General features: G+C 47.5%; 5 protein-coding genes. 4 read left to right on the forward strand and 1 reads right to left on the reverse strand.

Going from position 1 to position 22,695, the window contains the following annotated elements; all coding sequences use genetic code 11:
* Window positions 1–2 precede the first annotated feature (2 nt).
* Window positions 3–17,801 (reverse strand): non-ribosomal peptide synthetase, encoded by a 17,799-nt coding sequence (locus J2W69_RS03045; RefSeq protein ID WP_310274440.1) that lies wholly within the window; start codon window positions 17,799–17,801, stop codon window positions 3–5.
* Window positions 17,802–18,226: 425 nt separating this feature from the next.
* On the opposite strand from J2W69_RS03045, the gene J2W69_RS03050 reads away from it, so the two are divergent.
* The 4 genes from J2W69_RS03050 (at window position 18,227) to J2W69_RS03065 (ending at window position 22,681) form a co-directional block, all read left to right on the forward strand.
* Window positions 18,227–18,787, forward strand: a complete 561-nt coding sequence (locus J2W69_RS03050) for a YcjF family protein (RefSeq protein WP_310274442.1) — start codon at window positions 18,227–18,229, stop codon at window positions 18,785–18,787.
* 176 nt (window positions 18,788–18,963) lie between these two features.
* Window positions 18,964–20,046, forward strand: a complete 1,083-nt coding sequence (locus tag J2W69_RS03055; protein WP_310274444.1) for a DUF481 domain-containing protein — start codon at window positions 18,964–18,966, stop codon at window positions 20,044–20,046.
* Window positions 20,047–20,093: 47 nt separating this feature from the next.
* A complete protein-coding gene (locus tag J2W69_RS03060) occupies window positions 20,094–21,728 on the forward strand; it encodes a cyclic peptide export ABC transporter (protein ID WP_310274447.1) in 1,635 nt (544 codons plus the stop codon).
* The gene (locus tag J2W69_RS03065) at window positions 21,725–22,681 is read left to right on the forward strand and encodes a prohibitin family protein (RefSeq protein WP_310274448.1); all 957 of its coding nucleotides are present in this window, start codon (window positions 21,725–21,727) and stop codon (window positions 22,679–22,681) included. The genes J2W69_RS03060 and J2W69_RS03065 overlap by 4 nt, the downstream gene beginning before the upstream one ends.
* Window positions 22,682–22,695 lie beyond the last annotated feature (14 nt).

The raw sequence follows: 22,695 nt of genomic DNA on the forward strand, positions 1-22,695 counted from the left end.
GGTTAAATCTCTCCGCTGTCGAAGCTGTTTTGCTGCAGCAGGTGTTGATCGATGATCTGAGCCAGAGCCGCTATGGTTTTAGCTCTGATAAAGTCGCTGACACTCAGGGGGCAAGCAAAAGCTGAAGCGATCTGCTGGCTCAGACTGATGGCCAGAATAGAGTCTCCACCCAGCTGATAAAAATCATCCTCTATACCAGGATCACTGACGCCAAGGCTTTGTTGCCAAAGCTGTGCTATTTTTCGCTCTGTCTCTGTACTGGCTTTGACTGAACCTGTAACAAATATCGCATCTGGCAGCGCATTTCTGTCAATTTTTCCGCTGGCTGACAGTGGCATTTTTTCCAGCACTACCCAGGCCTGAGGTTGCATATAGTCTGGCAACAAGGTTTTCAGATGCTGTTGCAGCGCTTTGCTGTCCACCTGCTGGCGCGACAGGTAATAAGCCACCAGCAGTAACTGCTCGTCCTGTTGACGCTGCATTACCAGCACCTGATCAACGGCCGGATGCTGCAGTATGGCCTGCTCAATTTCGCCCAGTTCAACCCTGTAGCCCCTGATTTTGATTTGCTGATCACGACGGCCCAGATAATACAGCTGACCGTCAGTGCCAAGGCGGACCAAATCGCCGCTATGATACAAACGTTCAAAACCTGGTTCAGAACTGTATGGGTTGGCCCTGAATTTCCTTGCACTAAGTTCTGCTGCATCCAAATAACCGCGCGCCAGGCCTATACCGCTTAAACACAGCTCGGCAATAGCACCAGGTAATGCAGGCAAACCCCAGTGATCCAGCAAATAAGCCCGCATATTTTGTACAGGGCGGCCTATCGCAATGTTGTTATGATCCACCACCTGGCTTTGTAATACACAAACGCTGGCTTCGGTTGGGCCGTATTGATTCCATAAGGTGCAAGGTGGTAACTGCTGCAAACCTTCCAGTGATTCGCCCCCTGTATAAAGTTGTTTCAGCTTAGTGCGCTCCAGCCCATACAGATGTTTGATCACTGCAGTACTGATAAAAGCCGTGATGATCTGATGAGTGCAGAGGTAGTCCACCAGTCCATTCACATCATTTTGTAGCTGTTGTGGCAGCAGATAGAGGCAAGCACCGCTGGTTAATACAGGGAAAATCTCAAACACTGAGGCATCAAAGACATAATTTGAGAACTGCAGCACTTTGTCGCCAGGTTTATGCGCCAATAATAACTGCTGGGACTGACTGATATTCACCAGGCCCTGATGTTCTGTCATCACAGCTTTAGGTTGGCCTGTGGTGCCTGAGGTGTAAATCAGATAGGCCAGTTGGTTACTGCCTACTGTCCAGCTGGGTTTGTCAGCCTGCTCAGCCTCTGATTGCATTTGTTTCAGATCCAGCGCCATAGCTGGGCAGGGGCTGAATGCGGCGACAGAGGGGTGATTCTCTTCGTCTGTCAGCACCAGTAAAGCTCTGCTGTCTTTTAGCATAAACAGAGTGCGTTCCACCGGAGCATCAGGTACCAGTGGCAGGTAGGCAGCTCCGGCTTTGAGCACCGCCAACATGGCGATAATCATCACTGCAGATTTATGCAGACAAAGTGCTATCACTGCATCAGGCTGGCTTTGCAGCTGTGTTTGAAGCCGGCATGCCAGTTGATCACTGAGTTGGTCCAGTTGACGGTAGCTCAGATAGTTGCTGTCACAATAGATGGCGTTCTGATCAGGGTAACGCCCAGCTGTTTGTTCAAACCAATGGATGATATCAGGCGCAGGTAAAGCGCGTTTGGGTCCTTGCAGGCACCAGGCTGCTGTAGTGGATTGCTGAATACAAAGCTCTGAATGAGGCCGCAGCAAAGCATCAGGTAAAGCGGCAAGCAACAGATTAAGCTGCGACAGTAATTCATTGGCTCTGTGGCCTGACAAATGGGTCGCGTCGTATTTCAGGCCAAAATGCAGACTGTCCCCTTGCTGATAGGCCACCAGCACCAGCGGATAATTCACTTTTTCAAAGGCTTCGCGATACTGATACTGAATATCTTGTTGTTCACCGGCGGACGGATAGTTTTCAAACACCAGAATGGACTGGAATAACGAGCCTCGTCCGCGTTGCAACTCAGCCAAATCAGCAAAAGAGAAATGGTTCATTGAGTTAATGGCTTTGCTGATCTGCTGCAACTGCTGCAGTACCGTATTGCTATTATCCCAATTCACCAGCAGTGGCAGGGTATTGATGTAAAGCCCGACACTTTCTTCTATGGCTTCGACAGGCAAAGCACGGCCTGAGACCGTTGTGCCTGCTATGGTTTGGGTGGCAAAGGTATAGCTGGCAATCAGCTTGTGCCAGACAAACTGCAGCAAAGTGCTCAAGGTGATGCCATGTTGTTGTGTCAGTTCAGCTAAAGCTGACACACTGGTCTGACAAAACACCTGACCTGCATCAGTGACCAGATGCTGCTCTGCTGCTTTTCTGGTGAATGGCAGATCAAAAAGCGGCGATAAATCATTGACTGTGGTCATATCGGCCAGTTGTTGTTGCCAGTACGCCTGACAACTTTGCTGGTGATATTGGTAATAACTTTGTGCCTGCAAGTAACTTTGTTGCACTGTGATTGTGGGTTTGCTGCCGCTTAACAAAGTTTGATAATAACTATGCAGAGTTTTCATCAATTGCGGCCCACTCCAGCCGTCCGAAATCGAATGGTGTTCGCTGCGTAACAGGCAATAATGATCCTCAGAAAGTTTGATCAGATAAAGCCGTAGCAGGCAGGGCTTTTGTAAGTCAAAGGCGCGTTGGCGGTCCTGTTGTTGTAGCTCCTGCAACAGCTGCGCTGCATGGTCTGACTGACTATAGTTCAGCAGCACCAGTTCAGGCTGAGCTGAGCTGTGGATCAACTGCACTGGCTGCTGAGCCCAGTCAAAGCTGGTTCGAAGCACAGGGAAACGTTGCACCACCAGTTGCCAGGCCTGACGGTATAAATCGACATCCAGCCGTTGCATATAATCAATGACAAACTGCACTCTGTAGGCATCATCGTCCGGGTGCATCAGCGCATGAGACAAAAAGCCTTTTTGCAAAGAGGTGGCAGCATAAATGGCGTCCAGCTGGTGCTGTTTCATCAGTTGATCGTAATAATCCAGCGTCAGAGGCACACCAAAATCTGCTGGTGTTTTTTGTCTGGGGCCGGCGTCTGGCAAAGCGGCACAATGTTCAGTCAACCCCGTGAGCTGCTGTTTGAATAGCTGGCTAAACTCTTTACTTTGCTCTTCAGACAAAGCACTGCTGATATCAAAAAACAACTGGCCTTGTTCTACAGCGCCGTTGATATCCAGCAGCCAGGATTGCTGATTGCAAGGCGCTATGCCACAAGACAGCTCATCCAGTTGCAACAGCCATTCGTCATGGTTGTCCGCACTTAATACACCCAGATAGTTAAACTGCACCGCAGGTAAATCCAGCTGAAGCTGCCCGGCAAAGGCACCAAAACCTAAACCTTTGTTTGGAACTTGCCGAAGCTGTTGTTTCACCTGACGTATCGCCAGTCCGGGTTCGTCCGCTGCCTGCAAATGCACCGGATGCTGGCTGGTAAACCAGCCAATGCTATGGCTTAAATCCAGCTGGTTGTCCCGGGGCTGGCGGCCATGACCTTCCAGAGTGACAGAAACGGCATCCAAACCAAATAGCTGTTGTAGAGCTTTGGCAAGGGCGGTCAGCAGCAGGTCATTAATTTCTGTGTCATAGGCGTTGTGAGCTTGTTTTAACAGCTTGTGCGTCAGCTCTGCTGAAAACTCAATACGGTGTTGGCTCTTATTCGCCTCTGGCTGTGTGACTAAAGCTGTGTAATCGACCTGTTGTTGGGCTAAGTGTTGCCAATAGCTGCTTTCTTCAGCGAAGACTGTGGGGTAGGAGTGCAGGTAACTGACCCATTGCTGATAGCTGCTGGTGCTTTGTGCCACAGGTTTGCCCTGATAAAGCGCGTATAAATCTTCCAGCACAATACGCCAGGAGACGACGTCTATCAGTAAATGATGGCAACAGACAAAAATCCGGCCTTGCTGTTCAGCATCGATCAGGTAAGCCACAGAATACAAAGGACCTGTTTCAATATTCAGGCTTTGTTGTAGCTTATTTAACTCTTGTGCCAGTTGGGTTTCATCTAAAGCCCTGGCATCAATCAGTGTCACTTCACGGCCTTGTTGTGCACTGTAGTTGTGTTGCCACTGACCCTGGTCAGAGACAAAAACGCAGCGCAGAATATCGTGATGCTGAATAAGTGCAGTCCAGGCCTTTTGCAGTTGCTGCGGATCAAGCCCTGGCACTTTAATAAAAAAGCTCTGATTCCAGTGATGGGGCTGTTGGAGCAGTCCTTGCTCAAGCTGCCGGAAAAAGCTCTGTTGTATCGGCAATAAACCAAACTGGCCTTGCGCCAGACCAGGCTGAACGCCGGGCCTCTCTATGGTGGCTGACTGCAGATGTCTTGCTAAGCTTCGCACTGTGCGATGTTCAAACAGATCTTTGACCGACAAACTCAAGCCAGCTTTACGTAAACGTGACACCAGTTGAATAGACAAAATAGAGTCGCCGCCACTGCGGAAAAAGTCGTCGTTGACGCCCAGTTGCTCTACGGCAAGCAGAGGTTGCCAGATACTCAGCAATTGTTGCTCTAACGGATCCTCTGCCTGCTCGAATTTTTGCTGCCGGATCACCGGATCTGGCAATTGTTTGTGGTCCAGCTTACCGTTATGAGTCAGAGGTAAGACGGGCAGCCACTGATAATAAGCAGGTTGCATATAGTCTGGTAAAAAACTGGCGACCCTGTCACGCAGCAGATCCTCATCCAGCTTTTCAGCAGCCACATAATAAGCCACCAGCGCCTGCTGTTGGCCGACCTGTTTCAGCACCACAACAGACTGCTGCACCTGTTCCAATTGCTCTACTGCGGCTTCGACTTCACCACATTCAATACGGTAACCCCGCAGTTTCACCTGACTGTCGTTTCGTGCCAGATATTCCAGTTCACCCTCTGGCAACCAGCGTACTGTGTCGCCTGTGCGGTACAGTTGTTGGTAGTCTTCACTTTGATCAAAAGGGTTGGCGATAAAACGTTCTGCTGTCAGTTCTGGCCGGTTCAGATAACCCAAAGCCACGCCATGGCCTGCAATATACAGCTCTCCCCATACCCCAACAGGTACAGGTTTTTGCTCTGGATTGAGCACATACAATTTGTAATTGGCATAAGAGCGGCCTATGCCCTGATCCAGAGCCACATTCGCCAGACAAGCACCTACTGTGGTTTCGGTTGGGCCATATTCGTCTAAAAGCCGATCACAATGTTGCAATAACAAGGCTTTTTGCTGAGCTTTGAGTTTTTCACCGCCCACCATCAGGCAGTTGAGGTGAATGCGATGCTCATCTAAAAACACTTGTTCAGCCAGGCTGGGCACTAATTTAGCAAAGGTAATCTGCTCTGAAATCAGATGCTGGCGGTAGGCATCTAAGTCTTTGAGTGTTTCAGTAAAAATGACAATCTCGTTGCCCAGCATTAAGGGCGCCAGGGTGGTGGTGACGCTCAGATCAAAGGCCATACTGGAGGAGAAATCCACCACAGCCCCCGGAGTCATACTGCTGTTGGCCACATTGGTAATGTAATTGACCACTGAACTTTGTTTGATCAACACCCCTTTGGGCAAACCTGTAGTACCGGAAGTGTAAATAATATAAGCAGGATCCCGTGGCGATAGCTCAAGCTCAGGTAATTCCGCCTGAACACCAGACAGCTCCAGCTGGTTTAAATCCAACACCAGCAGCTGTTGTGGGATCAGGTGGCGCAGGGTTTCGCTGCTAATCACCAAATCGGCCTGACTGTCCTCCAGCAGAAAGGCAATACGCTCTGCCGGAGTGCTGCTGTCGATGGGCAGATAGGCTGCCCCCAGTTTGATACTGGCGAGCAAGGAGATAAACAACTCAATGGATCTGTCCAGCACTAAGGCAATCACAGGCCGCTCTGATAAATACTGCTGCTGATGGATATAGCCAGCGAGCTGATCCGACAACTGGTCCAGTTGCTGATAACTCAGCTTGATGCCGTTGCAACGCAGCGCTGTGGCTGTGTTTTGCCTGGCCACTGAATGGCGCCAGTACTCTGACAAATGGCTGAATGGAAGCTGTTGCTGGTGCTGATTATTGTCATACAGCAGCCAGTGCCGCTGCGTCTGGCTTATCACCTCAAAACTGGTTAACTTTGCATCCGGCTGCTGTAGCAATTGCAGCAGAATGCTCTGGAAAGACTCTGCCAGCTGCGTGATAAAATCTGCGCTAAATAAGGAGCTGGCGTAGTTCAGCTCCAGCGTCAGATGGTTTGGATGCTCTGTGACAAAACAGGTTAAATCATGTTTGGCCACAGGGTAGAGCTGATCAACACTTTGCAGCTGACACCAGTGCTGTTCTGTCTGACCAAAACTCTGGACTGAAAACATCACCTGAAAAATAGGGTGACGACTGCTGTCCCGTTCCACCTGCATTCTGTCGACGATCAGCTCAAAAGGCACATCCTGATGGCCCTGTGCTGCAACCAGCCCCTGATGCACAGTCAAAGCAAAAGCACTGAAAGGCTGCTCCGGGTCAATCTGATTTCGTATAGCTAAGGCGTTCACAAAAAAACCGATCAGGGATTCAGTGCCCTGATAGTGCCGGTTAGCGACAGGGCAGCCGATGACGATGTCCTGCTGATTACAGTACTTAGATAACAACAGATTAAAGGCGGCCAATAACAGGCTGTTTAAGCTGATCTGTTGTTGTCTGGCCAGTTTTTTCAACTGCAGACTCAAGTCGTTTTCAAGCGTCAGCTGTAAGTTCGAACCTTTGTAATCAAAGGCTTTTGGTCGTGGCATTGACTCTGGTAATTGCAGTGGTTCAAAACCCTGTAATTGTTGTTGCCAATAATCCAGTTGACGTTCCAGCTCGTCCACAGCTAAAAACTGCCGTTGCCAGATGGCAAAATCGCTGTATTGCACCGGTAATTCAGGTAAGTGCAGGGGTTGTGCTGACACCAGATGCTGTTGGTACAGACTCAATTCGTTCAGCAGCAGATCCACACTCCAGCCATCAAAAGCTATATGGTGGATCACCAGCAGCAGGTACTGCTCTTGTTCTGTGTGGATCAGACTGGCGCGTATTGGCAACTGCTCTGTTAAATCAAAAGGCAGACTGATGTGGTGTTTTAGCCACTGATCCAATGCAGGTAAAGCGCAGTGATGATGCTCTATGCAAAGGGTACCCGCGTCCCTTAGTTGTAATTCTGTCTGTTCATCGAAAGCGTGGTAAACAGAACGCAACACCTGATGGCGTTCCAGTACGGCGTGCAGCGCAACAGCTAACCAGTCTGTTTTATGGCTGCTGAGTTTAAGCAACAACGGAATATGATAAGCGCTGGAGTCTTGTTCATACTGTTGTAAAAACCACAGTCGGTTTTGTGCATAAGACAGAGGTTTTTCTGTCACAGTCGCAGGCTGGATCAGCACAGCTTGTTTGCTCAGGCCATGTTCTGTCAGTTGGGCTATGGTTTTGTGTCTGAACAAAGTGGCCAGACTGACCTCACGTTGCAGCACTGTGGATATTCTGTGGCTTAAGGAGATAGCCAAAATGGAGTTGCCACCGAGCTGGAAAAAATCGTCCTGCACGCCCACCCGGGTGATGCCCAAAATATCCTGCCAAATCAGACACAAGGCCTGTTCCAGCTCATTTCGTGGCGCGACGTAGTTGCGTTGGTCCTGCTCAGGCTCAGGCAGGGCCTTGCGATCGACTTTGCCATTGGGGGTCAGTGGCATAGCCTCTAACTGCACCAGCACATTAGGCAACATAAAAGCAGGCAGTCTCTGCTCCAGATAAGAGCGCAGCGCTTTGGTGTCCAGTGGCATAAAAGGTTCGCGCACTGCATAAGTGAGTGGTCGTGGTCTGGCGCTCACCAGTTGTGAACTGAACAGCCTTTGATCAGATCGGCTGAATATCAGGCTGAGCAGGGCAGGATCATCAGGTTGCACACTGGCTTTAAACTGATAACCATGGCTTGTTGCCATCTCTGCCAGTTGCAGATAGCTCAACACCTGGTTTGCCGCCAGTTTGCCCGGCACATTATGAAACTCAATATAACTTTGGTACACACGGCTGTTAGGGTAGTTACGGATCACAAAACTTTGCAAGTTCTGCTGGCAGCAGTGTTCAACAGCCAGGTTGGCAGAGAAGTGGAACTCTGTTTCGATTTGAGCTTGTGGCACGGGGTGTGACGCTGAGCCTGCAGAGCAATCCACTATCACGTCGTACCGGTAATCCAGCATTTCATTGCTGTAGTGGCCTTTTTTAATCAGCAGATCCACTGGCAACGCAATATCACCCTGTTGGTACTTTTGGGCAAAAGTCAGGAAAAAGTCCGGACTCACTAATAGTTCTTTATCCTGCACTCTGGCTTGTTTGGTGGCCTCCACTAAGGCCGGAAAAGGCGCATCAGGTTGCAGATGTTTTTGGATATCGTAATGCAGAATATCCAGCAAGCGGGCGTCCCTGACATCACCAATAAACAGTTGGCCCTGACCATTCAGCAAGGTCATGGCTTGCTGAACTACATCCAGCAGATAGTCAGCGGACGGGAAATACTGGATCACTGAATTGATAATAATCAGATCAGGCTGATAACCTTCGACTGCCTGCAGAATGGACGCTGCATCACATAAGGCAAAGCGGGTTTTATGTTCGACCTTCAGCACTGTTGCGCCAAAGCGTAATTTCGCCACGGCCTGGGCTGAAAAGTCTGTCGCAAAGTAGTAGTCACACTGGGCCAGCAACGGATAAAACAATAAACCTGCACCGCTGCCTATTTCCAGTATACGTTTTGGCTTCAGTTGTAAAATACGTTCCAGAGTGGCGTCACGCCATTCCTGCATGCTTTCAAGCGCAATAGGCTTGCCATCGAAAGAGCTGTTCCAGCCGTCAAAATCGGCGGGGTTAAAGTCTTCCGCCGATTTTTTGCCGTATTCGCTGTCGTAGATTTTATTCCAGTCCGCAACCAGAGACAGATCAGTGCTCTGTCCTAAAGACATAGCCGTAAAATAAGCCGCTATATAAGCTTGTCCATCGCGTTCACGGATCACGGCCGTAGCTTGTTTCACTTGAGGGAATTCTGTCAGTACAGCTTCAATTTCTGCCAGCTCTACTCTGTTACCGCGAATTTTAACCTGATGATCCACCCGGCCCAGATAATCCAGCTCGCCATTGAGTAATCTGCGCACACTGTCACCTGTGCGATACAGTCGCTGCTGCGACGGGTCCAGCCCTTTGCCATAAGGATTGGCAATAAAACGCTGACTGCTGAGTTCCGCCTGATGCAGATATCCTGCCGCAACACCAGCACCAGAGACGTACAACTCACCTGGCACACCACAAGGCACGGGTTGTAAATGGGTGTCCAGCACATAACATTTCAGGTTAGGTAAAGGCCTGCCTATAGTGCTGGCCAAATCACCCTCTTGATAATAATGCAGGCTGGTACAGACTGTGGTTTCAGTAGGGCCATACGCATTGATCAGGCTTCTGCCTTCAGACCAGCGCTGCATTGTGGCTAAAGGAGTGGCTTCACCTGCAACGATCAGCAGCCGCAGTTTTGGTAAGAGCGCAGCTTCCATCAGATTCAACAGCGCCGGAGGCAAAGTGGCGACACTGATCTTTTGTTGCTCCAGCAAGCTGACTAAGGCGCCCACATTTTCTTTGTACGAATTTGGGCAAATGACCAGAGTGGCGCCTTGCAACAAGGTCGCAAAAATTTCCCAGGTGGCGGCGTCAAAGCTAAAGGAGGCAAATTGCAGCACTTTATCTTCTTTGACCATATGCAGCAGTTGGTGTTGTGCAGCGGCAAGATTCACCACTGCAGCCTGGTTAATCATCACTCCTTTGGGTTTACCTGTGGTGCCTGAAGTGTAAATGACATTGACCAGCCTGTTCAGATCGTCAGGTAACGGCAAATCAGTTTCTGCCGCTGTCAGATGTTGCTGCTCATCAATACAATACACAGCTAAGTCCAGGCCAGATAAAGGATTAGCAGAATTCAGTACATGGCGCTGGGTTAAAACCAGCCGGGCTTCACAGTCCTGCAGCATATAGCGTATACGCTGCTCCGGGTAGGCCGGATCGACTGGTACATAAGCTGCTCCGGCTTTCAGGACCGCCAGTATAGCAACCAGCATCTCTGTTGAACGTTCCACCATGATCGCCACCAGTGGCGCTGGCTGGTTGGCCGAGACAACAGGCAGCAGTTGCAGCAGATGGTGTGCCAGTTGGTTCGACTCGGTGTTGAGTTGCTGATAGCTCAGGCTGGCTGTTGGATCTGTGACTGCACACTCTAAGGCGTGTTGTGTGGCAGACTGATACCACCACTGCAGCAGATCTTTTTGGGCAACAGTGCTTTCTGTCTGGTTATGTTCCAGCAGCACCTGCTGCTGATGTGCCAAAGTTAAGCGCTGATCGATATGCTGTTGTCTGGCCAGTTGCTGCAGATAAAACAGATAATGTTCTGTCATTAGCTGCAAATAGGACTGATCAATAAAGGCGCTGTGACCCTGAAAAGCAATCTCAAAACTATCGTCCTGACGACTGACCACCAACGCCAGCGGAATATTGGTAATAGCCAATACATCCACCAGCTCAGAGCCGGTTTTTTCTAAAGTGGCGTGTTTCTGATAAAAGTGAATGTAATTAAAAGCGGCCTGATAAATGTCTTGTTGCAAGCCCAAATCAGCTTTGATTTTACCGTAAGGGTAAATTTTGTGGCGCAGCAGTTTCAGCCGTTGCTGATGAGTTTCTTTCAGCAAATTGGCGCTGTCTGCAATTTTGAGCCGCAGCGGTATAGTATTGAGATGCAAACCAAATTGCTGATCGCCGCCATCCAGTTCCAGTCTGTTATTCACCACCAGACCCAGCGTGATATCGTCTTGATTAAAAAACACGCTGAGCAAATACAGATAAGCAGACAAATAGACGGTATCGACAGAGACAGACTGCTGGAATGCCAGTTGGGATAAAGCCTGACTGAGTTCCGGATCTAAAGCCAGAGCCGATTCCAGCAGCAAGGGGCTGTCTGACTGCTGTGCCCGCTCTGTAAACTGCACTGTGGGCATGCTGTAATCGGCTAAATAGTTTTGCCAGAAGCGGCTATGCGCCTGATCGTTAAGTGCTTCTGTTTCCTGTTTTACGTAATGGGCAAACAGCAATTGGTGATCTTTTTGCACCGGCTGCTGATGCATATAAGCCTGAATAAATTCGCTGAGTAAAGACGCCACACTCCAGCCATCTTCGATGGAATGATGGGAGGTAAACAACAACTGAAAGGAGTCAGGCTGTGGCACTATCGCCAGACGGAATAAGCCAGGGGTGTCTATCGGCAACGGCGTGGCCAGTTCTTGCTGATAAGCCTCTGCATACTGCGGGTAAAACACCACTTTATCTTCACAGCTGACCGCTTTATGGATCAGGGTCAGATAACCCAAGCCGTCCTGTTTCAGGTAACTGGCGCGCAACAACTCGTGTTTTTGCATCAGTTGCTGCCAGATAGACACAAAAGTCTGCATCTCAAAAACGGCAGGAATGTGGTTCACTTCGATATTGTGATAGACCTGCTGATTTTTATCAGACTCAACAAACATGCCTTGCTGTAACCAGGTGGCAGGGTAGGCGTCTTCTAAAGCTGAGGCGTCGACAGGCAGTTGGCTCAGCAGCGCGGGATCGACTAACTCAAAGGCCTGGTAGCTTGTTTGATGACTACTGTATTTGCCGGTATGTCTGAATAAAGCGCTTAGCGTTCTGTGCTCAAAAATATCCCGCACTGAAATATCCAGCCGAAGATCTTTCAGCCGTGCCACGACACGAATGCTGGTGATGGAATCACCACCCAGACGGAAAAAGTCATCCTGCATGCCGACTTTTTCAACCCCTAACACCTGCTGCCAAATCAGACAGGCTTGTTGTTCCAACTCATTTTGTGGTGCGCTGTACTCTTGTGAGCTGAAATCTGGTTGCGGCAGGGCTTTTTTGTCCAGTTTGCCATTAACTGTTAACTTAAATTCTTCGACATGAATATAATGCACAGGCACCATATGAGGCGGTAGCTGGCTGGCTAAAGCGGCAGACAGCTGGTTTTGATCCAGCGCTGAATCAGCCAGATAATAAGCCACTAATACTTTGCTGTTTTGGGTTTCTTTGGCAATGACCAGCGACTGGCGTACCCTTGGATACGCAGATAAAGCCGCTTCAATTTCGCCCAATTCAATACGATAACCGCGAATTTTCACTTGAGTGTCAATACGGCCTATATAGTCCAGTTCGCCTTGTGCTGTCAGACAGACCAAATCACCGCTTTTGTATAAAAACTCATGACCAGGCCTTGCATAAGGATTAGGGATAAAACGCTCTTTCGTCAGTTCAGGCCGGTTCAGATAACCACGGGCTAAACCCGCACCACTGATATAAAGCTCGGCGGTTACTCCCACAGGCACAGGTTGTAAATAATCATCCAGCACATAAGCCTGCAAGTCGTTCAGCGGTTTGCCTATGGTGGATTGATCGCTGATGTCCTGCTGCTGCAATACTTTATAGGTCACATGCACTGTGGTTTCTGTGATGCCGTACATATTCACCAGCAAGGGCTGTTGATCGCCGTAATAGCCAAACCAGGCCTTGAGCTGATTCAGGTTCAGCGCTTCGCCACCAAAAATCACATAACGTAAAGAATGAATGCGGGGCAACAGCAAAGCCCTGTCGCTAAAATTATAAAAAGCCGATGGGGTTTGGTTTAGCACCGTCAGTTGTTGCTGCTGACATAAAGCGACAAAAGCTTCAGTGTCTTGCGCTTGTTCTTTGGTGGGCACAAAAAGCCGGCCGCCGTAAGCGAATGCACCCCAGATCTCCCATACACTAAAATCAAAGACGTAGGAGTGGAATAAACACCAGACATCCTGCTGGTTAAACTGATAGTCGGTTTCTGTTGCACTGAGTAAACGACAGACATTCTGGTGCTCTAACAACACCCCTTTAGGTTGACCTGTGCTGCCTGAGGTGTAAATTACATAAGCCAACTGATGTGGATCTATGCTGACATCTGGCGCTTTAGTATCTTGCTGTTGCCAGCTGTTTTGATCTAAAAACAGCCTCTGGCCGGAAAATTTGCCGATTAGCTCTGAATAGCTCTGATAAGTCAGCAGCAGAGGTGCTTTTGTGTCCTGCAGGATAAAACTGACTCTGTCGGCCGGATAGCTGATGTCGATTGGCACATAAGCCGCACCTGCTTTTAACACCGCCAGTATCGCCAGCACAGTATCCAGAGAACGGGGCAGCAGTAATGCAATCAGCGTATCGGCTTTGACGTCAATCTGTTGCCGGATGAAATGGGCCAGTTGATTGGCCTTGTGATCCAGTTGCTGATAAGTCCAGGCTTCATCACCAAAGTTCAGCGCTACATGAGTGGGGAACTGCTGCACTGAACGCTCAAACAGCTGCACCAGAGTGTGTTCCTGCTGTATGCTTTGCTCAGAGGGGGTCGGATGCAACAACTGCTGGATCTGTTGGGCTGGCATGACCTTGAGTTGGTGGATCTTTGTTTCAGGATGCTGCAGGCATTGCTCTGCCAGCAATTGCAAGGCTGTGGTCAACTGCTGTGCTTGTGTTTTGCTGTACATAGCGCTGCGATATTCCAGTCGCACTAGCAGCTGTTTTTGATGATCAAATTCAAAATACAGCGGATATTTAACGCTGTGTGGCAAGGTATCATTTTGTGTAACCTGCCACAGCAATTGCACTTTGGCTTTGGGCTCCAGCGTCATATAAATGCCAGGCAGCTTTTCATCTAAACCGGACTGCTGGCGCAATAGCTCCAGCAATTGCTGATAAGGAATAATTTGGTCCAGGTTTTGCTGTATATCGGCAAAACGTTGTTTCACCAGCTCAATAAAAGGCTCTGTGGCATTAACCTGACAATTGCTGATGTCATTGGCAAGGAAATTGCCATACACAGCTTCTGCGTCATGTCCACGTAATGACTTCACACCACCAATGCTCATCTGCTGCTGGCCTGAAAATTTCCAGATAAGCACAGCGAGCAGACTCTGCAATACAGCATACAAACTGACATTGTGCTGGCGGGCCAGGCTTTCTAATTGTCTGGTTTGAGCTTCACTAAAACTGCTGCAGAGATAGTCGCCCTGACAGTCCACAGCAGGGCGGCTGTTAAACAAATCCACTCTGTGCATGTCCTGGATCAATTCAGACAGATCCGTCATAGGCAAAGGCCATGCAACCTGGGCCGGATAAGGCGCTAAACTGGTATTGCCATCTTTGAGCAAAGCATACAACTGAGGCACAAAAAGGTTATACATAGCATCACCGTCACTGATCAGGTGATGGTGAATAAAGGCCAGCTTCACCGGTTTTTCATCACGATAAAACAGCACAAACCGGTATAAAGGCCCTTGTAGCAAAGAAAAAGGTAAATTGACCCAGTGTTTTAAACTGGCTTTGTATTTCTGTTCAAATTCAGTGGCTGAAAAATGCTCTGTGTGGAGCTGTGGACCTTGTTCCAGCGCAGCCGCTACGACAAAATGCTGATAATCCTCCAGAACTTTCATTCGCATCGAAGCATGATGGTTGATAAAACGTGCCAGGGCCTGGCTCAGTTGCGGCTCAGTCAATGCCATGCCCTGAAAATCAATAGTGATATTTTCGTTATAAAGCACCGGGCTGGTGATCAACTGGTGATTGAGGATCAGTCGCTGCATTTCATTCAGTTCTGTGCTGTCTGACGCAATAAACTGCTGGCTTTGGCGCTGTAAGGAGCGAAGTTGAGGCGCCAGTTTACGCACTGTGCTGTGCTGGTACAGCAATTTGGTACTGCAATCCAGTTGCTGCTGTTGTAACAACAACACCACTTTCATGGCGGCCAGCGAATCGCCGCCGATCAGGAAAAAATCATCTGTAACGCCAAACTGATCTGAACCCAGTACCTGTTGCCAAATGGCTAAAACCAGCTGTTCAGTCGGATCTTTGGGCACAGCACCCACGTGCTGTTGCCATTCAGGTTCAGGCAAACGTTGTCTGTCTATTTTGCCATTGGTGTTTAAAGGGAAAGACTGCAAACCGACAAAATAATGCGGCAGCATATAACCCGGTAAAAGTTCAGCCAGCCGGGCTTTCAGACTCTTATCATCCATAGGGGCCAGCGCCTGATAATAAGCCACTAAACGCTTCAACTGATTTCGTTCTTTCACCACAACCAGAGACTGGCCAATTTCTTCTATAGTGGATAAAGCCGCTTCGATTTCACCCAGCTCCACCCTGAAGCCCTGAATTTTGACCTGAAAATCATTGCGGCCTAAATACTTCAGACTGCCTTGTGTGGTCAGCTTGACCAGATCGCCGGTTTTATAAAGCCGGCCAAAACCTTGTTGTTTTTCAGCCTCAGTGACAAAAGGGTTGGCTAAAAAGCTGCCCGCTGTTTGCTCTGGCTTGTTCAGATAACCCCGGGCCAGACCTACACCTGACACATACAATTCTCCGGTCTCGCCGTCCGAAACCTGTTGCATGGTTTCATCCAGCACATAGGATCGCATATTAGGTAAGGCATAACCAATGTCGTTGACATCCTCTGTGTCTACTCTTTTGCCTGTCACATAAATACTGGCCTCAGTAGGGCCATAGTAGTTGTACAAGGCAAAACGTTCTGCAAAATAACGACCGACCGTTTGATCACAGGGCTCGCCGGCAAAAATAATGCAATTTAACGCCGGGTAATTGACTCTGGGTACTATGGCCAGCACAGCAGGGGGCAGGTAGACCAGATTGATCTGCTGTTGATTCAGGTAAAGCGACAAGCCGTGTGCATCTTGTCTGATGTCGTTTTGCAGCAGATGTAATTCGTTGCCATAAAGCAAAGTCGCAAAAATTTCTGTGACTGAAACATCAAACACAAAATTGGTAAAAGCAGCGATACGATAACCCGGTACACCATACAGCTCTTTGAGCCCATAGATGGTGTTGAGCGCACTACGATGCTCCACCATTACGCCTTTGGGAGAGCCTGTAGTGCCGGAGGTATACAGAATATAAGCCAGACTGTCTGCAGCTTGTGGCAGAGGCTGTGCTGTACTTTGACCCGCTGGTAGTTGCTGTAATAAATCTTCGATACATAACAAGCTGGCACCATTGGCCGGGCATTTATGTTGCACACTGTGTTGACTGATCAGCAAAGATGCCTGGCAATCTTTCAGTATGTAATCAATGCGCTGCTCTGGAAAATCCGGGTCCACCGGTACATAACAGCCGCCACTTTTCAGTACAGCAAGCATAGCAACAACGCCATACCAGCTGCGCTCCAGCATAATGACCACAGGAGTTTCCAGCGGCATAGTGCTTTGCTCTGTATTAAAGTAATGCTGGCGGATCAGCCTTGCCAGTTGATCGGTTAGCTGGTCAAGCTGCTGATAGCTGAGTTTTTTATCACCTGCCACTAAAGCCGTTGTGGCCGGATACAAAGCTGCTGTTTGCTGAAACACCTGATGGATACAGGCTGTCGCTGTTGCAGCGTTTTCTTGCAACTGAAGATCTAATGCATCCAGATAACGGGCCATGTTTTGTTGTAACCACAGCGCTTCTTCATCCGATAAATGCAGGTTGTTGTAGGTAAATCTGAATAACCAGTGGTGGTTGTCACTGCGATCAAATTGCAGTGACAGATCATAGTCATCTGCAGTATTCCAGGGCATAGGTAAAGGGATGATCGCCAGATCATCAGCGTCTAAAGCCACTTCTGTCAAAGACGCTTCAGCAAAATCGAGATTCAGGCAACGGGTTGTGCCTGTTAACTGCTGCTGATCATAAATAATGTCGTAAAAACTTAAAGCACTGTGCTGCTGTGCATTGAGATACTGCGTGCTGAATGACTGCAGCACCTGTTGCATAGAACCAAGACGTAAATCGCAGCACAAGGGCAGGGCACTTAAACGGGATGGAATATCACAAAGGTTCAGTTTACGGGCGGACAACACCAGCCTGGATTGGCCAATGAGCAAGGCCAGACTGGTGGAATAAGCCGCTGCCAGCAACTGATAACTGTCCAGTTCAAGCTGTTGAGCTATGCTATTTGCCAAAGTGACACGTTCAGCATCCCATAAAAACTGCTGTGACTGGTAACGTGCTGCGTCGACTTGTTTCACAGGCAGTGGTGTAAAAAGTGGCATGTTTTTGAGCTGCTCACGCCAGTAACAACGGGCGGACTCAAGCTCTTGGTCGTTAGTCTGGATTTGCACAGGCCCGGCCAGCTCTTGCTGATCAGCTGTGATCAGAAAGCCTCTGTCTTTGCTGTAGCTCCATATCTGTTGCATCAGCTGTTCGGCCAGGCCGTTATTAACTTCCAGATGGAAGGTATTGATCACAAAGTAGTAGCTGCAATCGGAATACTGGATCAGGAACAAGTGAGGTTGGGCTGGTGAAGATAAGTCGTAAGGGCGGTTCACCAATTGCTTGATAAAATCGTAAATACAGGAGTGTTGATCATCGAATCTAAGCAGTTCTACGTAGTTTTCTGCGGTGATTGCACTTTGGTCTGTGCGATAGGCATAGTCAATACCAAGACGGTCGTTCATATTTTGCTGCAAATAACAGTAGCAGGCCTGCAGAAACTGATCTACATCAAGCAGACCGGAAATTTCAAAAACGAGCGTGGCGTTATTACGTTGTTCAATCGGACTAACAAACCATTGAAAAAACAATTCCTCAGTACTACTGTTTAATGCCATGTGATGTCTTCCCGTTAAGTGAACTGGATCATAAAGGCTGTACCATAAATGGCTGGAACAAGGAAAAAGCCTTTCTAATTAGTTTCTGTTTTGGTACATACTAACTTCTGTTTTGATGATAATCTATTGCATGAATGTTTCATATAGGTGAACATTCTCTGTTTCTGGCACAAAGTGGTACACGGATATGGGTGATGATCCGTCCCCTTTAGTACCAGGTTGGGGTAGCTGTTTGTGACATTGACACAAGGTTGTCACTATTTCACTCCATCTTAGTACAGCCTGATGGCCTGATGTCAAAGGCTGAAAAAAAAATCACAAAAAGTTCATAAATTAATCGCTGGAGAGTGTATATTAGTTAAGCAGTCAGTAGAACTCTTTGTTTCATTTAAGTTTTTAGGCTTACGACTACGAGGGAGATCAAGATGGCAAACACAAAAACAGCTACACCTGATACAGGCGAGACGCCGGCGCAAACCGGAACTGAAGCCGAACAAAAGGGGCAGACTGAGCAGGTTGTAGTTGAAGATAAATCAGCTGAAGCCGAAGAGTTAATCCGCAAACATAGTTATGCAGCGGCCGGTGTAGGTTTAATTCCTATTCCATGGGTAGATTTTATTGGTTTAACCGCCATTCAAATCAAAATGCTGCACCAGCTGTCTGAGACTTATAAAATTGAGTTCTCTGAAGACCGTGGTAAAGCAATCATAGGTTCTTTAATCAGTGGTTTCCTGCCTGTTGCTATAGCACAACCTGTAGCCAGCTTTATTAAAGCAATTCCTTTAATTGGCCAGACCACAGGCGCCATTACTATGTCTATTTTGGGTGGTTCAACAACCTATGCTATTGGCCGGGTTTTTAACCAACATTTTGCATCTGGTGGTACTTTCCTGGATTTGGACCCATCAAAGGTAAAGGCTTACTTTAAGGAACAGTTTGAAGTAGGCAGAAAAGTCACTCAGGCAGCAAAAAAAGACGTCGAATAGCTTTTTTACGTCTTTAATTAAACCCGGACAAAGCTTGGTCGCTACTTCAGGATCTTCGCTTTGTCTTGTTTATTTCTGATGAAGCAATAAAAACAGCTGCTGTTCCATTGCGCTCTTGTATGTTGCTGTTTTGCGTTCATTTTTGATTTCATCAATCGCTCTTGTGGACAAACCAGATGGCAAAACTACATTTTTTTTATGCAGCAACACTGGGGGCCAGTGCCTTTTTAAGCTCACCCTTAGCAGCTCAGACTATAGATATCGACTACCTGAAAACAACAAATCCAGAGTTATACCAGCAGTTAATGGCTGTGGAGTTGTGTCGTAAAGAGCCGGAAAACAGCTCCTGTCAGGCTGGTTTGCCGAAAAAGAATGCAGCCATAGTCACTGAACAGCACACTAAAGCCGAGCCTGAAGCTGCCAGACCGCCAGGTAAATGGTGGTATGACAGCTCTTATGATCAGGATGGTCCCGATGATCAGTGGCAACATGCAGTGCAAGTGACAGTTGATCTGGAAGAGATGAGCGGAAATCTTGATGGCGAGCAATTCCATGTTGAAGTGGACTACTTTTCCCGCGTTAATACCTGGACTAACTACCTGACGCTGATCTACGAAAAAGATGACGTCAAGCAGTCAGGTGTTGTGGCGCTGGACAAAAAACATTATGCCTTTAACTACGGTGGCCGTTACGATTTTAACCAGACCTGGTTTGGACAAGGCGGCTACATTATTGAACAGGATACCAGCCAGTCTCTGGACCGTCAGCAGGTGGTCTATGCAGGTGGCGGTATTCATATCCTCGATACAGACAAAGTGAACCTGAGCACCATGCTGGCTTTGGGTAAACAGCACGACAAATTTATCAACGCAGAAGCTGTGGGTATTGGTTCACTGGATTATTCAGTGGCTTATTTTGTCGAGCAGTTGTCCTGGCATATCAGCCAGTCCATCAGCATTAATCAGAGTGTCAGCTGGCTGCATAGCTTAGAATCGCTACCTGATTTAGGGCCGTCAAAGACCAGTGGTGGCCTGGCTAATCCTCAGTGCATCAGCCCTGTAGTTGCAGGTTCAGATTATTGCGTTGTTGGGAGCGGCAGTAAATCTAAGCTTGAGTTTATTCTTGGGCTTGAGTATCAAATTAATGCTTATATTTCATTGCTTTACAATTTCAGTTACGAAAAGGACAACATGCCATGGGCTGGGGTTGAGGGGACAGATAAAAGTAATAATCTGAGTGTCAGAGCGCGCTTCCAGTAATGAAGTATCGACAGTGGATAAGAGAGACGTCATGGATATAATAAAAAATGAAGTTTAATCTGGTTAGTTTTATCCTGAGTAGGCTGGGCAGCAAAAGAAACAAAATTGTGGCCTCCGTCATTTTCGCCGGTATTACCAATGGTATGGTGATGCTGGTGATTAATGATGTTGCAAAAGACTTTAATGAAATCAATGTCAGAAACTTGTTATTTTTTGCCTTGTGCATTTTTGGTTTTATGTATGCAAGGCGCTACTCTGAATACAATACTCAGGCCTGTATACAGTCCGCCATTTCTGAGCGCCATTTAACCATCATAGATAAGTTGCGAAAAAGCTCGCTGAGCCAGTATGAAAAAATCGGCAAAATGAGCGTGATCAGTAACCTGCTCGACAACTCCCAGATTATTTATGAATCCACCCGTATTTTAGTCCACGTCAGTACTGCTGGTGTGATGCTGATTTTCTGTTTTGGCTATATAGCCTGGCTGTCGACTATCGCATTTTGGATGTGTGCTGTGATCCTGACGATAGGCATTTTCACCTATAAAAGAGCACAACGTCAGGTGGTAGAGCTTTATCATCAGTTTCAGGCTAAAGATGCCGAGTTTTTTAACGCTTTGAATCATTTTCTCGACGGCTTTAAAGAGCTGAAAATTTCCAGAGAAAAAAGCAACGATATTTATATTAATGAATTCAGTGCCAACCTTCATCAATCGGTAGAGCTAAAGCTGAAATCTGAGAAAAAAGTGGTGACCAATACCACCTTTATCCAAAGCCTGTTTTACGTCTTAATGGCCAGCATTGTGTTTTTATTACCTCAGTTGGATGAAGCAGAGCCCAGCGTGCTGATGTCTATCACTGCAGTGGTGCTTTTTATGTCTGGCGCTATAGGGCTGTTAGTTGAGGCAATGCCGCTTGTGATGAAAGCAGATATTGCCCTGAGTAATCTGGATAAAATGGAGAGCAGGATCAATCAGGCTCTGGAATGCGAACAGCAGAACAGACCCGGTTACTTTAATGATTTCTCCAGCATCAGGTTAAGTGATTTAAGCTACAACTATCTGGACGAAACTAAAAATAAGATGTTCAGCATAGGGCCTGTTGATCTGACGCTGAATCGCGGTGAAATTATTTTTCTGGTGGGCGGTAATGGCAGTGGAAAAACCACTTTGCTGAAAAACCTCTGTGGTTTATACAGCCCTTCATCCGGCTCCATTCATATTGATGATCGTACATTGCAGCACGATAGCTATGACGATTTTCGTAATTTGTTTTCTATCGTATTAACTGATTTCCACTTATTTGAAAAGTTGTATGGTCTGGACAAATACGAAGAAAAAGATGTCAACGATTTACTGGCACGGATGCAGATTGAAAACAAAACCCACTTTAAAAATGGACGCTTCAGCAGCCTGGATTTATCCACAGGCCAGCGTAAACGTATCGCATTAATAGTCTCCCTGCTCGAAGACAAACCTATTATGGTGTTTGATGAAGTGGCGGCGGATCAGGATCCTGAATTCAGGGAAGAGTATTACCGGGTCATACTGCCTGAACTGAAAAAACAAAACAAAACCATTATTCTGGTCAGTCATGACGACAGATATTTTGATATGGCCGACACATTAATCAAGCTTGAATATGGAAAAATTGCCAGTATAACCAGGCAGGAGCACAAATGAGACTCAAGATAAAAGCTTTTTTTAACAGTGTCAGCGCCAAAATAGAAGAGTATTTACCTAATATTATTATCACCTGTTTTGTATTGCTGTTTTTATTGATTTTATTCTGGAACCGCATTTTTATTACTGTTCAGGCCGGTGAAGGTGGGGTGCTGTATAAGCGATTTTCGGGCGGTACTGTGGTGGATGAACTCTACGGTGAGGGGCTGCATTTAATTTACCCCTGGAACATCATGGCAATTTACAACTTACGGGTACAAAATGAGTTGCACGATTTAGATGTACTCACCAAAGAAGGTTTAAAAATCACCATCAAAATGGCCATTCGTTATCATCCGGACCGCAATATGGTGGGGGTGCTGCACAAATATGTAGGCCAGGATTATTTTAAAATTGTGGTGCTGCCGGAAATCGAAGCGACAGTGCGTTCTTATGTGGTAGACGATGACTTAACTAACATTTACGCCACTCTGGCGACAAAATCTACCTTTCAGGAAGCTGTCAACGAAGCCATAGGCCGGGTCGCCAGAAAGTTCGTTACTGTGGATGAAGTGATGATTACAGATATTGTGTTGCCAGAGCAAGTCGATATGGCTATCCAGGAAAAGCTAACACAACAACAATTAGCTTTTGCTTATGATTTCAGGATCATCAGAGAAGAAAAAGAAGCAGAGCGTAAACGAGTGGAAGCCGAGGGTGTCAGCAGATATAACACCATAGTGAATTCAAGCCTTAGTGGTAACGTCTTGTTATGGAAGGGGATTGAAGCAACAAAAGATATTGCTAAGTCGGAAAACTCCAAAGTTATTCTGATAGGCCCGGACAGAAATTCATTGCCTATTATCCTCAATGCCGAAAATGAAAATTTCCGCAAACAATCCCCGCAAGCCTCTGCAGAGTCGGCGGAAGGATCACAGGACAATGCGCCTGCTGCAAAGGCGAATCAGCCATGAAAAAGCAGTGGAGT

Origin of the sequence: Rheinheimera soli (assembly GCF_031457405.1) — a bacterium.
Lineage (GTDB): Bacteria > Pseudomonadota > Gammaproteobacteria > Enterobacterales > Alteromonadaceae > Pararheinheimera > Pararheinheimera soli_A.

Bases quoted from the DNA above. Each gene is read 5' to 3' on its own strand.
- J2W69_RS03060 (WP_310274447.1), top strand. From the start codon at position 20,094: ATGAAGTTTAATCTGGTTAGTTTTATCCTGAGTAGGCTGGGCAGCAAA.
- J2W69_RS03050 (WP_310274442.1), top strand. From the start codon at position 18,227: ATGGCAAACACAAAAACAGCTACACCTGATACAGGCGAGACGCCGGCG.
- J2W69_RS03055 (WP_310274444.1), top strand. From the start codon at position 18,964: ATGGCAAAACTACATTTTTTTTATGCAGCAACACTGGGGGCCAGTGCC.
- J2W69_RS03045 (WP_310274440.1), bottom strand. From the start codon at position 17,801: ATGGCATTAAACAGTAGTACTGAGGAATTGTTTTTTCAATGGTTTGTT.
- J2W69_RS03065 (WP_310274448.1), top strand. From the start codon at position 21,725: ATGAGACTCAAGATAAAAGCTTTTTTTAACAGTGTCAGCGCCAAAATA.